This window comes from Actinophytocola oryzae, assembly GCF_004364325.1.
Classification (GTDB): Bacteria; Actinomycetota; Actinomycetes; order Mycobacteriales; family Pseudonocardiaceae; genus Actinophytocola; species Actinophytocola oryzae.
On sequence record NZ_SOCP01000011.1, the window covers coordinates 1 to 12,568 of the forward strand.

The window sequence follows — 12,568 nt, forward strand, 5'->3', positions numbered from 1 at the left end:
CCGGTCGACCAAGCTCCGACCCGCGTCACCGCCCGCCTCAAGATCCACAAGACGGCAGGCTACCGGCCCTGTCACCACCTAAATCAGTGGCATTGGTCCTAGCCGCGGGTCATGGTGACGTCGGCGGTCGTCGCGTGCGATGCCAGCGCGACCGCGTGGGCGGGGCCCGCGATGCTGGCGAGCGTGTACTGACCGGCCTTCACCCGCTCGAAGCGGTAGGCACCCGTGTGGTCGGTGACCGTCGCCGCGGCGGGCCGCCCGTCGCGCCCGTACAGCGCGAGGTGCAGGTGCTCGACCGGGCGGCCGTCGACGGTGACGGTGCCGGTCAGCGTGCTGAACGTGTCGAGCGCGAGGTCCACGCGCTGCTCGGTGGCGCGGTCGAGGTCGACCTCGACCGCCAGGGCGTCGGCGCCGGGCGCGGCCACGACGAGCGTGACGGCGTCGGCGTCGATGCCCGTGACGCGGTAGGTGCCGTCCGGCTCCGACTCCGTGCTGGCGACGACCTCGCCGCCGGGTCCGACGGCCGTGACGGTCGCCGCGCCGACGGGCCGGCCGGTGTCCCGGTCGTGCACGGTGCCGTGCACGCTGGTGACCGGCTCGAGCGTGACGTCGAGCGGGACGGCGCTGGGCACGACCACCTCCGCGTGCGGCTGGTAGCCGGTGCGGGAGAAGATCACGACGTAGCTGCCCGGCGCGAGGCCCGCGAACTGGAACTCGCCGTTCGGGCCGCTGCTGCCCCTGGCCACCTGGGCACCGGTGCGGTCGGTCAGGGTGAGGATCGTGGCGGGCAGCGGGCGCAGCGCGCCGTGCACGCGGCCGGTCACGCTCGTGCCGACGTCCTGCTGTACCGGCCAGCTGTGCGTCATGACGTGGTCCTCCCGAGGTTGATGTCGAGGGTTTCGTCGACGCCGACCCGCACCGTCACCTCCTGGTTGACGGCCGGGTGCTCGGCGGCGACGAGCGTCAGTGGTTCGGCGGGCACACCGTCGAGGCGGTAGCCGCCGTCGGAGTCCGCGGTCGTGGTGGCGACGACGCTGCCGTCGGCGCCGTGCGCGGTCACGGTGACGACCGCGGGTGCGGGCTGGGCGGCGCCGATCACCGCACCCGTCACCGTGCGGGTGTTCGGGGTCGCCCGCCCGTGGCGGTAGGGCACCAGCAGCGCGGCGACGACCGCGAGGACGCAGATCCCGCCCGCCACCCAGAAGGCCAGGACGTAGGCGTCCACTGTGGGCAGTGGCAGCCTCGGCAGTGTCCGGGAGGCGAGGATCGCCGTCGCGATGGCCGTGCCGATCGAGCCGCCGACCGAACGCAGGGTCGAGTTGATGCTGTTGGCGACGCTGGTCTTCTCCGGCGCGACCGCGGTGTTCAGGAGCGCGGGCATGGAGCCCATCGCCAGGCCGAGCCCGAGGCCGAGCATGCCGCTCGCGACGTAGAACTGCCAGTGCTCGGCGTGGAAGGCGGCCATGAACGCGAAGGTGCCCGCGGCGACGACCATGCCGATGGCGAGCGGCCACTTGGGACCGACGTGGCGGATCAGGTTCGCGACGAGCACTGCCGCGGTGAGCGTGCCCGCGGTCAGCGGCAGCAGCGTCAGGCCCGCGCCGAGTGCGTCGGAGCCGAAGCCGTAGCCGAACTGGCTCGGCGTCTGGACGTACTGCAGTACCAGGACGAACGCGCCGAACATGCCCGCGCCCGCGAGGAACGCGGTGAGGTTGGTGCCGAGCACGATCGGGTTGCGCATCATCGTCATGTCGACGAGCGGCACGCGGACCCTGGTCTCGACGAACATCCACACCGCCAGCAGCACGACGCCGCCCGCGAACAGGCCGAGGACGGTGCCGGAACCCCAACCCCAGCTCGGGCCGCGGTTGATGCCGAGCACGACGCAGACCAGGCCACCCGCGAGGGTCAGCGCGCCCCAGACGTCGACCGTGAACTTCGAGGCCGTCTCGGGCAGGCGGACCAGGAACACGACGCCGAGCAGGCCGACCGCGGTGGCCGCGGCGGAGATCCAGAACATGCCCTGCGCGCTGACGCCGACGTTGACGAGGATGCCGGAGAACAGCAGGCCGGCGCCCGCGCCGATGCCCGTCAGCGCACTCAGCAACGCGAGGCTCGACGGCACCCGGTGCGGCGGGAAGATCGACCGCACGATCCCGATGGCGAGCGGCATCGCGGCGAAGCCCATGCCCTGCAGGACCCGGCCCGCCAGCACGACGTTCAGCACGTGGGACGAGGCCGCGAGCACGGACCCGGCTGTGACCAGGACGAGCGTGACGATGAGGACCCGTTTGCGGCCGAGCGCGTCGCCGAGCGAGCCGAGGATCGGTGTGAACACGGCGGCGGAGAGCAGGTTGACCGTCACGACCCACGAGGCGTCCGCGGTGGAGACGTTCAGCGAGTCGGCGAGGCTGGGCAGGATCGGCAGCACCAGGCTCTGCATCACGACGATCACGAACGTCGATAGGGCGAGCACCAACAGCACCGCCGTGGGGTGCTGGTCGCGCCGCTGTTCTGTCTCTGACACTCGGGCTCCTCATGTAGTCACTTGACTACTTCGACTCTACGACTGAAGTCGTCAACCGACTACTTAATTGGCGGTGAGCCCGGACACATGACGTTCTCGCAGGTCTGGGGTAAAGTCGTCATTTGACTACTTCTTTACCGGGAGAGCTGCCATGGACGCCGGTCCGATGACGAGACCCCGGCGGCGGGACGCCGCCGCGACCCGCGCCGCGCTGCTGGCCGCGGCGCGGACGCTGATGGTCGAGCACGGCGTCGAAGGCACCAGCACCCGTGACGTCGCGTCGGCGGCAGGCGTCAACCAGGCACTCGTGTACCGCTACTTCGGGTCGAAGGAGAAGCTGTTCGCCGAGGCGGCGTCCTCGGACGCCGACACCCCGGAGGACATCATCCTGACCACGCCGCTCGCCGACCTCCCCCGCGTGCTGCTGGAGCGGATCCTCGACGTGGTGACCTCGGAGGACGCGAGCGAACTGTCCCGTCTGGTCGCCGCCGCGAACGACCAGACGGTGCGTGCGGTGCTGCAGCACCGGATCGAGACGTCGTTCGCCACCCGGCTCGCCGCCCGGCTCGAGGGGCCGGAGGCCGCGCTGCGTGCCGAACTGTTCGCCGCCGTACTCGTCGGCGTCGGGTTCCTCCGGCACAAGGTCGGGACCAGGGCGCTGTCCACGGCGGACCGGGAAGTCCTTGTGGCACAGGTGAACCGCATGGTCGCACCGCTGCTCGAACCCTGACCCGTTGCACGAACCAACCATCTTCGGGTAGTCTTCGCGGTGTCTGCCTCTCGTGGCGCGGCCATCCGGCCCCGCGAGAGAAGTTTCTCGGATCACCTTCTCCCCACCGGCCGCGTGTGTCGTCCGCAGCCGTCCCGAGGGTTGTTCCGCCTATCCCATGTGGAGGATTTCCCATGTCCAGCAATGGAATCATCGATGTCAACCGTGGCAGGACGTTCCTGCGGGTGGCTGGTTGGCTGCCCGCACCCGACGACCTGTCGGTCCCCAGTGGACTCGTCCGCGAGCACGACCTGCGGCGAGGCGATCTCGTCGAAGGGCAGGCCCAGGGCGGCAAACTCGTCGGGGTCGAGTCGGTCAACGGGCGCAGGCCCGGGCACCGGCGCACCTCGTTCGCCGACCTGACTCCCCTGTACCCCAACGAGAGACTGCGACTGGAGACCGAGCCGCACCTGCTCGCCACCCGCGTCGCCGACCTGGTGATGCCGGTCGGGAAGGGACAGCGCGCGTTGATCGTGTCGCCGCCCAAGTCGGGCAAGACCACCCAACTGCGTGCGATCGCGCACGGGATCGCGAAGAACCATCCCGAATGCCATGTCATGTTCGTGCTCGTCGGGGAACGGCCGGAGGAGGTCACCGATCTGTCCCGCGGCGTGCCCGCCGAGGTGGTCGCCGCCACCTTCGACCAACCACCCCACGAGCACGTCGCCGTCGCCGAACTGGCCATCGAGCGGGCCAAGCGGCTCGTCGAGCAGGGCCGGGACGTCGTCGTGCTGCTCGACTCGCTCACCAGGCTCGGCCGGGCCTACAACCTGGCCGCGCCGACCAACGGCAGGACACTCAGCGGCGGGGTCGACTCCTCCGCCCTGCTGCCACCCAAGCGTTTCCTCGGCGCGGCGAGGAACATCGAGGGTGGCGGGTCGCTCACCATCTTCGCCTCGGCACTCGTCGACACCGGCTCCCTCGGCGACTCGGTGCTGTTCGAGGAGTTCAAGGGCACCGGCAACGCCGAGCTACGGCTGGACCGCAAGGCGGCCGAGCGGCGCGTGTTCCCGGCCGTCGACGTCCGCGCTTCCGGCACCCGCAAGGAAGAACTGCTGATGTCGCCCGAGGAGCTGGCCGCCACCCAGCTGGTCCGGCGGTCACTCGCCGGCCGGGACTCCGCTGTCGACCTGCTGATCGAGGGCCTGCGGCGGACCCAGACCAACGCCGAGTTCCTCGCCGGCGTTCGGTAAACCCCTTACTGCTCTTCAGGTACGCGTCCCGGACGGCCTGCCGCTCGAGGTTCGCCGTCAGTGCGCCGGTTCCCGCAGCGTCGCCAGGGTCCGCCGCAGGGTCACGGCGAACTCCTCGGGGTGCTCGGTGTATCCCGCGTGGTGCCCGGGGAACTCCACGACCCGGGCGTCCAGGCGTTTCGCCACCTCTTCCGCGCCCTGGCCGGGGTAGTACCGGCGGCTCTCCTCACCGACGGCCGGCACGATCGGGAACTCCGCCGACCGCAGTGCCTCGTAGTCCGGCTCGAAGGCCATGAACGGATCCAGCTCGTTGGTGACGAGGTACTCCCCGTTGCCCATGAACCTCGCCACGTCACGGAGGCCGCCGGGTCCGTGGGCGGCCACCTTCGACCCGACGCGCATCAGCGTCGCGACCATCCGCCTGCCGACCGGGTTGCGGATCAGCGCCGGGCTGTCCTCGTGGTCGATGGTCGTGATGAACCGGGCGTACGCGGGCCACGGGCCCTCACGGTCGGCGATCCGCCTGATCTCGGCGAAGATGTCGAGCGTCGCGGCGGACAGGTGGGCGAACACCGGTGGCTCGTGGACGATCGCGCCCTCCAGCACGGCACCGTGCCTCGCCGCGAGGTCCAGTGTTATGAGTGCGCCGCCGCTGCCGCCGAAGACGAGCGCCGTCGCGGCCTCGTTGTGGGACAGGACTGCCAGGGCGTCCGCGGACTGTTCCGCCATGACCATCGGGCGGGTCGGGTCGTCGACCCGGCTGCGGGAGTTGCCGCGCCGGTCGTAGGTCAGGACCGTGTACTCGTCGGCGAGGCTGTCGGCCACGCCGCTGTAGTAGCCGGCGTCACCGCCGCCGCCCGAGATCATCAGCAGCGCGGGGCCGGTTCCCCTCCTCTCGTAGTACAGAGTCGCGCCGTCGGTGCGGATCGTGCCGGTCTGTGTCATCGCAGGCCTCCTGCCAGCGTGTCGAACGCCGCCTCGAGCGCGGCGATGTGCCCGGGGGTCACGTCGGCCGACTTCTCGCCGGACAGCATTCGGGTGGCGGTCGTGCTGTAGACGGCGCGGAACGTGGCCAGTACCAGTGCCGCGGTCAGCTTCGGGGTGGGGTCGATGTCGGTCAGCAGCGTGGTCAGGTGTGACTCGAACTCGTCGATCGCCTCACGGGCCCTGGCCCGCAGCGCCGGGGACGCCAGGACCGTGTGCCAGAACGGGACATAGCGGTCCTGGAAGCCGCCGAGCGGGTGGCCCTCCTCGGCCAGGCCGACGAACAGGCGCCGCAGTGCCGACACCGGCGTCTCGTCCTGGCCACGGCCCTCGACCGCCCCGGTCAGCAGCTCACGGGCCTGCGGGAAGCGGTCGAAGAGGATGTCCTCCTTGCGCGGGAAGTAGTTGAACACCGTCACCTTCGACACGCCCGCCGCCTCGGCTATCTCGGTGACCGTCACGTTGTCGAAGCCGCGCCGCACGAACATGGGCGTGGCGACATCGGCGATGCGCTGCCTAGTCTCGGCCTTCTTCCGTTCCCGCAAGGACGTCACGGCCATCACTATACCCAACTCAATTTTGAGTCGGGTAAAGTTTCAGGCATGAGTTACGACGTGATCATCTCCGGGGCCGGGCCGACCGGTCTGATGCTGGCCTGTGAGCTGCGGCTGCACGACGTCTCGGTCCTCGTCCTCGAGCGGCTCCCCGAGCCGGACCTGACGGTCAAGGCCGGGTCGGTCAACGTCCCCGCCGCCGAGGCCTTCTACCGGCGCGGCCTGCTCCCCCGCCTCGCGGCGGCACAGGAGCAGAACATGGGCATGTTCCGCGCGTTCATGAAGGACCGCGCCAAGGACGCCGCTCCCCCGCCCCGCTTCGCGGGCCACTTCGCCGCGCTGAGCCTGTCCGGCAACAACCTCGACGAGTCGGACCCCGAGCTGAACGGGCACGGACCCGTCGACCGGATCGGGTTCGTGACACAGGCGCAGCTGGAGGCGATCCTGCTGGAACGTGCCGTCGAGCTGGGTGCCGAGGTCCGCAAGGGTGTCGAGGTCACCGGCTTCGACACGGGCGAGCAGGTGAGCGTCCACACGAGCGCGGGGACGGTGGAGGCGGGCTGGCTGGTCGGCTGCGACGGCGGGCGCGGCACGGTCCGCAAGCTCGCCGGTTTCGAGTTCCCCGGCACCCCGCCGGAGATCACCGGTCACCAGGCGATGGTCGAGATGACCGGCGCGGAGGGCCTCGGTCTCGGCTGGATCACCACGCCGACCGGGATCTACGCGCACGGCCCGATGCCCGGCCGGGTCCTGACGGTCGAGTTCGACGGTCCGCCCGAGTACCGGGACACGCCGGTCACCCCGGGGGAGCTGGAGGAGAGCATCCGGGCGGTGTCCGGTGTGGACGTGACCATCACGAAGGTCAACTCGGCGACCCGGTTCACCGACAACGCGCGCCAGGCCACCACCTATCGGCTGGGTCGGGTGCTGCTGGCGGGCGACGCCGCGCACGTGCACTCGCCGTTCGGCGGGCAGGGACTCAACCTCGGCGTCGGCGACGCGGTCAACCTGGGCTGGAAGCTCGCCGCGGTGGTCGACAAGCGCCTGCCCGAGGAGGTCCTGGACACGTACACGTCCGAGCGACACCCGATCGGGGCATGGGTGCTCGAGTGGACCCGCGCGCAGATAGCGCTGATGCGGCCGGACTCGCACGCGCGGGCGCTGCGGGCAGTGGTCGCGGACCTCGTCGACACGACGGCGGGGACGACGTACTTCGTCAAGAAGATCAGCGGGGTGTGGCAGAGCTACGACCTGCCCGGCGACCACCCGTGGGTCGGCCGCAGCGCACCGGACCTGGAACTGGGCGACGGCACCCGCCTCGGCGACCACCTCCACGACGGCAGGGGTCTGCTGCTGGACCTGGGCGGTCTACCGACCACGGTGGCGGACGCGGTCAGGACGACCTGCCCGGAACACCCCGAGCTGCCGGGCCTGCTGGTCCGCCCCGACGGCATCGTGGCCTGGGCAGGCGGCGACCACCTGGCCGAGGCACTGACGAAGTGGTTCGGCGAGACGACCAGGCACTGACTTCGCAACGCCGAACGTAACGAAGGCGCCCTTCAGTACACCGGACGTGCCGAAACGCTACGAAGGCGTCCTTCAGTGCACCGGGCGTTACGAAGGCGTCCTTCAGTACGCAGCGCGCGCCCAACGTTACGAAGGCGCCCATCAGTACACCGGGCGTTACGAAGGCGTCCATCAGTACGCAGCGCGTGCCCAACGCTACGAAGGCGCCCATCAGTACACCGGGCGTTACGAAGGCGTCCTTCAGTACGCAGCGCGTGCCCAACGTTACGAAGGCGCCCATCAGTACACCGGGCGCGCCCAACGTTACGAAGGCGCCCTTCAGTGCGCTGAGCGTTACGAAGGCGTCCTTCAGTGCACCGGACGCGCCCAGCGTTACGAAGGCGTCCTTCAGTGCGGTTCGTCGGCGTGGCGGAGGCCGACCCTGGTGAGTGCGGTGCGCACGCTCCCCCATCGGGCGATGGCGACCACGACGGCGAGGCCGCCGAGCACGGCGGGCAGGAGGGCATCGCCTTCGGCCAGGAGGAACAGCTCCGTGCCGACGGCCCCGGCCATCACCCCGGCGAGCCCGAGCCCCGCGAGTCCGCACAGGAACGGGACCACGAGCCCGATCGCACCGGCCAGCTCCAGCACACCGGTGACGTAACGCAACCACTGCCCGACACCAATCTCGGCGAACTTGCCGACCAGCTCGTCGCCGAACAGCAGGGAGGCGCTGTAGACGAAGTAGGCCGCGAGGATCGCCTGCGTCGTCCACATGAGAACGTCGACGGCGACCGCGATCGGTCGGCTGGCATACGGGCGACTGGCAACGGACCTACTGGCCATGGGCATTCCTCTCCGCTTCGAGTGAAGCCCGCGGAGAGCACATAGGTCCCCGTGACAGCTCCTCCACACCTCTAGACGGACACACGCGACAGTCGGTTCTCGGTGTCGTCAGTCCGGGACCGCGATGTACAGGACGTCGTCGGCGACCTTGGTGCGGTCGCCGTCGACCTCGGAGTACAGCTCGTTGCCCAACGCCTCCTGGCCTGGACTGACCAGCACCGCGCGGAAGCCGGGTGCGACCTCCCTGGCGTTGCCGTCGGAGTCCCCTTCCCCCCGCGTCCACCCGGAACTCCCGAGCCGCCACCGACCCTCCGGCAGCGTCACCGACACGATCGGGCCGCCGCTCGCGTCGCAGCGCCACGAGGTGTAGATCATGTTCAGGTCGCCGTCCTGGTCGTACCAGAGGTCCCTGATCCCGGATCCCTCGTCGGTCGCGTCTCCCACTGTCGGCGTCTCGGTGTGCACACCCGTGTCGAGGTCGATCAGCACGACCGACGACCGAGTCTCGCACGCCCCCGCATGACCTGCGGCGACATAGGCGACCGTGCGCCCGTCCGGGGAGAACGTCGCACCCGAGATCGCGACGTTGCCCTGCGCGGTGCCCACCGAGACCACGTCACCGCCCGAGCCCACGAGGTACAGGTTCTCCGCCCCTCCCCCGTAGGCCGACACCCCGTCGGGTGCGTCCACGAGGGTCTTCCCGTCCTGACTCGCCAGAATCCGCAGCGGCAGGACCCTGTTGGCCTCGTCGACCTGGCGGTCGGGCAGGACCGTGACCCCGGGCTCGGGACGGGCGGCCGCGTCGGCGAGGTCGAGGGTGGTCACGACGTTGCCCGCCAGCCAGCTGATCACGCTGTCCGCCGTCGCCACCGCATCGAAGCACCCCCCGCAGGGCACGACCCGGTCGGCGCCCGACCGGACGTCGATGGTGGCGACGCCCGCGGGGGTCACCGCGAACGCGAAATGCCCGTCCCTGGTGTAGTCGGGACCGCCGGTGGTGAAGTCACCCGCGACCTCGGCGACCACCTCCGTCCCCCGGACGATCCCCATGCGGTCGAGGGTGGTGAAGGCATAGCCGGGCTCGGGTTGGGGCGCCGGGGCGCTGATCGGACTCGCCTCGGGCGAGTCCGGGACGACGAGTTGGTCCAGGACGATGGCCAGGTCGGCGGCGCTGTCGGCGAACGCGGTGTCGTCGGCGCCCCCGAACTGCGTCAACCTCTCCTGCCGGTCCTTCGGCACCCGGTATCCGACGATCCTGATGTCCAGGTCCAGCCCTTCCTCGGCCAGTCGGTCGTCGATGGCCCGGCGTGCGCGGGAGGGGTCGCCGGTGCAGGCGTCGAGACCCGAGGTCGAGACGACCACGATCCGGTTGCGGACGCTGCCCCTGCGCTTCAGCAGGCCGCTGAAACCGTCGATGGCCGCCATGACGCCGTCGACCATCGTGGCCTTGCCGGACGGCGTGAGCGCGCCGACCGCCTCGGCGATCTCGGCCGGACTGTCGGCGATCTCCACGCTGTTGTCCGGGCTGCCGCACTCGCCGCCGAAGCGGCGCAGGCTGAGCGCGTCGGAGTCGCCGCTGTTGCCCGCGACCGACCGCACCGCACCCGCGACCTCGTCGAGCCCGGTGCCGGGCGCCGAGGCATCCACCAGCACCGCGGTCCGGTAGTCGGGTGCCGCGAGGACGAAGACGTAACCCGCCACGCACGCCGCGGCGACGAGCACGACGACCAGCGGGACGAGCACGCGCCTGTTCACCGGCGTCCTCCCGGTCCGGCGGCCCGAAGCCGGGCCAGCAGTGTGTTCAGGGCGTCGACCTCGGTGTTGTAGAGGTCGGCCTCGCGCCGGAAGGCCGCCAGCTCCGCCGTGAACGGCCTGCCTTCCCTGGCGACCTCCAGCAGGGCGGACACCGCGTCGACGGCGTTGCGCTGCCGGTCGCGCAGCGCCAGTGCGCGGTCGTGGACCTCGACGGTCTCCGGTGTCTTCGCCCTGCTCCCGAGGTTGTCGAACTCGGCGTCCGCGGTGACCGGCTCGACGGCGGACAGCGTGCGCTCGGCGACGTCCAGCCTGCCGTCGACGACGGCCTGCGCCGCGTCGTTGACCTGCTCGGAGACGGGGTTGAGGATGTCGACGACCTCGCTCGCCGACCGCAGGACCGGCTCGACGTTGGCGATCCAGTCCAACGCGGCCCGGAGCTCCTCGGGGTCCTCGGCGAGCACGGGTGGCGGTGCGTCGGCGCTTCCCGCCAACCGGTCGAGGCCGCTCCTGTGCTCGTCGTCGAGCCGGTACCCGACGAAGCGGAACTCCACCGTCAGGCCCGAGGCCGCCAACCGGTCCCGCATCTCCCGTTCGACGAAGTCGGCGTCGTCGTCGCACGCGTCGATCCCGTTGCGCGTGACCACCACGATCCTGTTGACCTGCTTGGCATCCTGCGAGAACGGCTCGTGGAAGTCGGCCGCCGCCTCGATCACACCACGCAGCAGTGTCGCCGCTCCCGTGACCCGCGCGCCGGTCACCGCGTCCCCGATCTCGTCGCGGTTGCCGGTCCCGAACCCGACCAGCTGGGTGGTGTTGCCGTCGGAGCCGCATTCGCCGCCGAAGGTCCGCAGCGCGACGGCGTCGTCGTCACCGGAGTTCCCCATCGCCCTGCGCAACGAGTCGACACTCTCCTCGACCTCGGACGGATCGGCGCCCGCCGCGGACAGGTCGACGAGGAACTCGGTCTTGTAGATCGGCGCGAACTCCGGCAGGACCCACGTCACCACGGCAGCCGTCGCACCGCCCAGCAACGCGACCACCAACACCGTGACGATCGCGTTGCGCACCATCCGGGGCATCTCGATGCTCAGGAAGGTGACGAGCCTGATCCTGCCGCTGATGTCCCCGCCGGCCTGGATGGTCGTGCCCGAGCCCGTGCTGGCCGTCATCGTCGGCGCCGGGCCGGCTGCCTTCTCACACCGCACGTTGGTTCGACCGCCGATGTCCCCGGCAGCCTGGATGGTCGTGCCGGAACCGGTGCTGGCGATCAGCGAAGCACCCGACCGCGGCCGCCTACGCGCTTCGATTCCGGCGAGTTCGGGGTCGATCGCGACAAGGTCGGCAGCGAGGCGCTCCAGATCCTTGACGAACTCCCGGCGACGCAGGTGCCGGGCCTGGCACCTGCCCAACTCCGCGATGTCGCGGGGCAGAACCTCGGCGGTCGGCAGGATCGCGTCGTCGACCAACACCGGGATCACCCGCACCCCGGCCGCGAACGCCTCCGCCAACTCGCGGCGAATCCAGTCACCGGGACTGTCGATCGCCCGCCTGCCCTCGCCATCGGTGGCAGTGAGCCAGTCCGGCCCGATCACCGCCAACACCAGCCGCGACGACCGAACCTGCGTCAACAACTCCCGGACATAGTCCTCGCCGGCCGAAATCGACTCGGCGTCGAAAAACACCAGGTCCTCGCCGAACCTGCGAATCAGGTCGGTGTACAGCAGGGCGCCATAACTGTGGCTGTCCATGCCACGGTAGTTGACGAACAAACAGCCACTCACGACACACCCCAGCCTCGGATCCGCCTGCGGGCATTTCTTCCCGGGCCCGACCAAAGTCATCCCATGCGGCATGTCGCCGTGGGTGCCGCGTTCGTTTCCGATCCAGGCGGATATCCGAAGAATCACGCGCACAACGGCGTGACCGCACCCCACAGTGCACGCTCGTGCAGCCGGTCGAGACCGTAGCGGTGGTCGATCGCCGACTCGGCGAGGACCAGCGAGATCGCGCATCGCGTCGTCGAGCTGCGCAGGTCCTCCGTCGCGGCCAGCTGACCGACGAACTCGACGGTGTCGGACACGTCGATGCCCGCCTCCGCGGCGAGTGCCGCCGCCTGGTCGAGCACCTGCTGCTCCCGCACGGGATCCTCGACCGGCGTGCTCGTACCGAACTTGGCGGCGGCGACCTTGTCGGCAAGTAGGACCCGCTCGGCGGCGAGGCCCACCACCGGCGCCGGCCCACCACCGGAGGACGCCTGGACCGCCGCGGCAGGCATCACGCCAGTCGCCAACGAACCGCACAGCACCGAGGTGACCAGCCCGGCCCGCGTCAGGGAGCGAAGTATTCGAGTGGACACCGGAATCCGCCTTTCCCGAGGTGACTGACCCATCTCTCGCAGGAATCCCGAGGCATGTCCACCACGTGGGGATTCATC

General features: G+C 70.4%; 10 protein-coding genes and 1 pseudogene. 3 read left to right on the forward strand and 8 right to left on the reverse strand.

The genetic code is table 11. From position 1 onward, the window contains the following. Positions 1 to 98: 98 nt before the first annotated feature. Together CLV71_RS27265 and CLV71_RS27270 are read right to left on the reverse strand one after the other, a co-directional pair. Positions 99 to 866, reverse strand: a complete 768-nt coding sequence (locus CLV71_RS27265) for an MSCRAMM family protein (RefSeq protein ID WP_133905722.1) — start codon at positions 864 to 866, stop codon at positions 99 to 101. Then, a complete protein-coding gene (locus CLV71_RS27270; RefSeq protein WP_133905723.1) occupies positions 863 to 2,527 on the reverse strand; it encodes an MFS transporter in 1,665 nt (554 codons plus the stop codon). The genes CLV71_RS27265 and CLV71_RS27270 overlap by 4 nt, the downstream gene beginning before the upstream one ends. 151 nt (positions 2,528 to 2,678) lie before the next feature. Between CLV71_RS27270 and CLV71_RS27275 the strand changes: the two genes are divergently transcribed. Beyond that, entirely contained in the window at positions 2,679 to 3,257 is a 579-nt protein-coding gene (locus CLV71_RS27275) for a TetR/AcrR family transcriptional regulator (RefSeq protein WP_133905724.1), read from the forward strand. A gap of 185 nt (positions 3,258 to 3,442) precedes the next feature. Then, positions 3,443 to 4,489: pseudogene (gene rho / locus CLV71_RS27280) on the forward strand (transcription termination factor Rho); the annotation flags it as partial. Positions 4,490 to 4,546: 57 nt separating this feature from the next. On the opposite strand, the gene CLV71_RS27285 reads toward rho, so the two are convergent. Then, positions 4,547 to 5,434: an alpha/beta fold hydrolase gene (locus CLV71_RS27285; protein ID WP_133905726.1), complete on the reverse strand. Its 888-nt coding sequence runs from the start codon at positions 5,432 to 5,434 to the stop codon at positions 4,547 to 4,549. Beyond that, positions 5,431 to 6,027 carry a TetR/AcrR family transcriptional regulator gene (locus tag CLV71_RS27290; protein ID WP_208297779.1) on the reverse strand — a complete coding sequence of 199 codons (597 nt, stop codon included), beginning with the start codon at positions 6,025 to 6,027 and terminating at the stop codon, positions 5,431 to 5,433. Before CLV71_RS27290 ends, CLV71_RS27285 begins: the two co-directional genes overlap by 4 nt. A gap of 48 nt (positions 6,028 to 6,075) precedes the next feature. On the opposite strand from CLV71_RS27290, the gene CLV71_RS27295 reads away from it, so the two are divergent. After that, positions 6,076 to 7,554: an FAD-dependent monooxygenase gene (locus CLV71_RS27295; protein ID WP_133905728.1), complete on the forward strand. Its 1,479-nt coding sequence runs from the start codon at positions 6,076 to 6,078 to the stop codon at positions 7,552 to 7,554. A 387-nt stretch (positions 7,555 to 7,941) separates the two neighbouring features. On the opposite strand, the gene CLV71_RS27300 is transcribed toward CLV71_RS27295, so the two are convergent. The 4 genes from CLV71_RS27300 to CLV71_RS27315 form a co-directional block, all read right to left on the reverse strand. Next, entirely contained in the window at positions 7,942 to 8,379 is a 438-nt protein-coding gene (locus tag CLV71_RS27300; RefSeq protein WP_133905729.1) for a DoxX family protein, read from the reverse strand. Positions 8,380 to 8,487: 108 nt separating this feature from the next. Continuing rightward, positions 8,488 to 10,134: a hypothetical protein gene (locus CLV71_RS27305; protein ID WP_133905730.1), complete on the reverse strand. Its 1,647-nt coding sequence runs from the start codon at positions 10,132 to 10,134 to the stop codon at positions 8,488 to 8,490. Beyond that, a complete protein-coding gene (locus CLV71_RS27310) occupies positions 10,131 to 11,915 on the reverse strand; it encodes a toll/interleukin-1 receptor domain-containing protein (RefSeq protein ID WP_166664278.1) in 1,785 nt (594 codons plus the stop codon). The genes CLV71_RS27305 and CLV71_RS27310 overlap by 4 nt, the downstream gene beginning before the upstream one ends. Positions 11,916 to 12,037: 122 nt before the next feature. Next, positions 12,038 to 12,490 carry a chorismate mutase gene (locus tag CLV71_RS27315; protein WP_243866737.1) on the reverse strand — a complete coding sequence of 151 codons (453 nt, stop codon included), beginning with the start codon at positions 12,488 to 12,490 and terminating at the stop codon, positions 12,038 to 12,040. Between the last annotated feature and the right edge of the window lie 78 nt (positions 12,491 to 12,568).

Bases quoted from the DNA above. Each gene is read 5' to 3' on its own strand.
- CLV71_RS27285 (WP_133905726.1), bottom strand. From the start codon at position 5,434: ATGACACAGACCGGCACGATCCGCACCGACGGCGCGACTCTGTACTAC.
- CLV71_RS27275 (WP_133905724.1), top strand. From the start codon at position 2,679: ATGGACGCCGGTCCGATGACGAGACCCCGGCGGCGGGACGCCGCCGCG.
- CLV71_RS27295 (WP_133905728.1), top strand. From the start codon at position 6,076: ATGAGTTACGACGTGATCATCTCCGGGGCCGGGCCGACCGGTCTGATG.
- CLV71_RS27265 (WP_133905722.1), bottom strand. From the start codon at position 866: ATGACGCACAGCTGGCCGGTACAGCAGGACGTCGGCACGAGCGTGACC.
- CLV71_RS27300 (WP_133905729.1), bottom strand. From the start codon at position 8,379: ATGGCCAGTAGGTCCGTTGCCAGTCGCCCGTATGCCAGCCGACCGATC.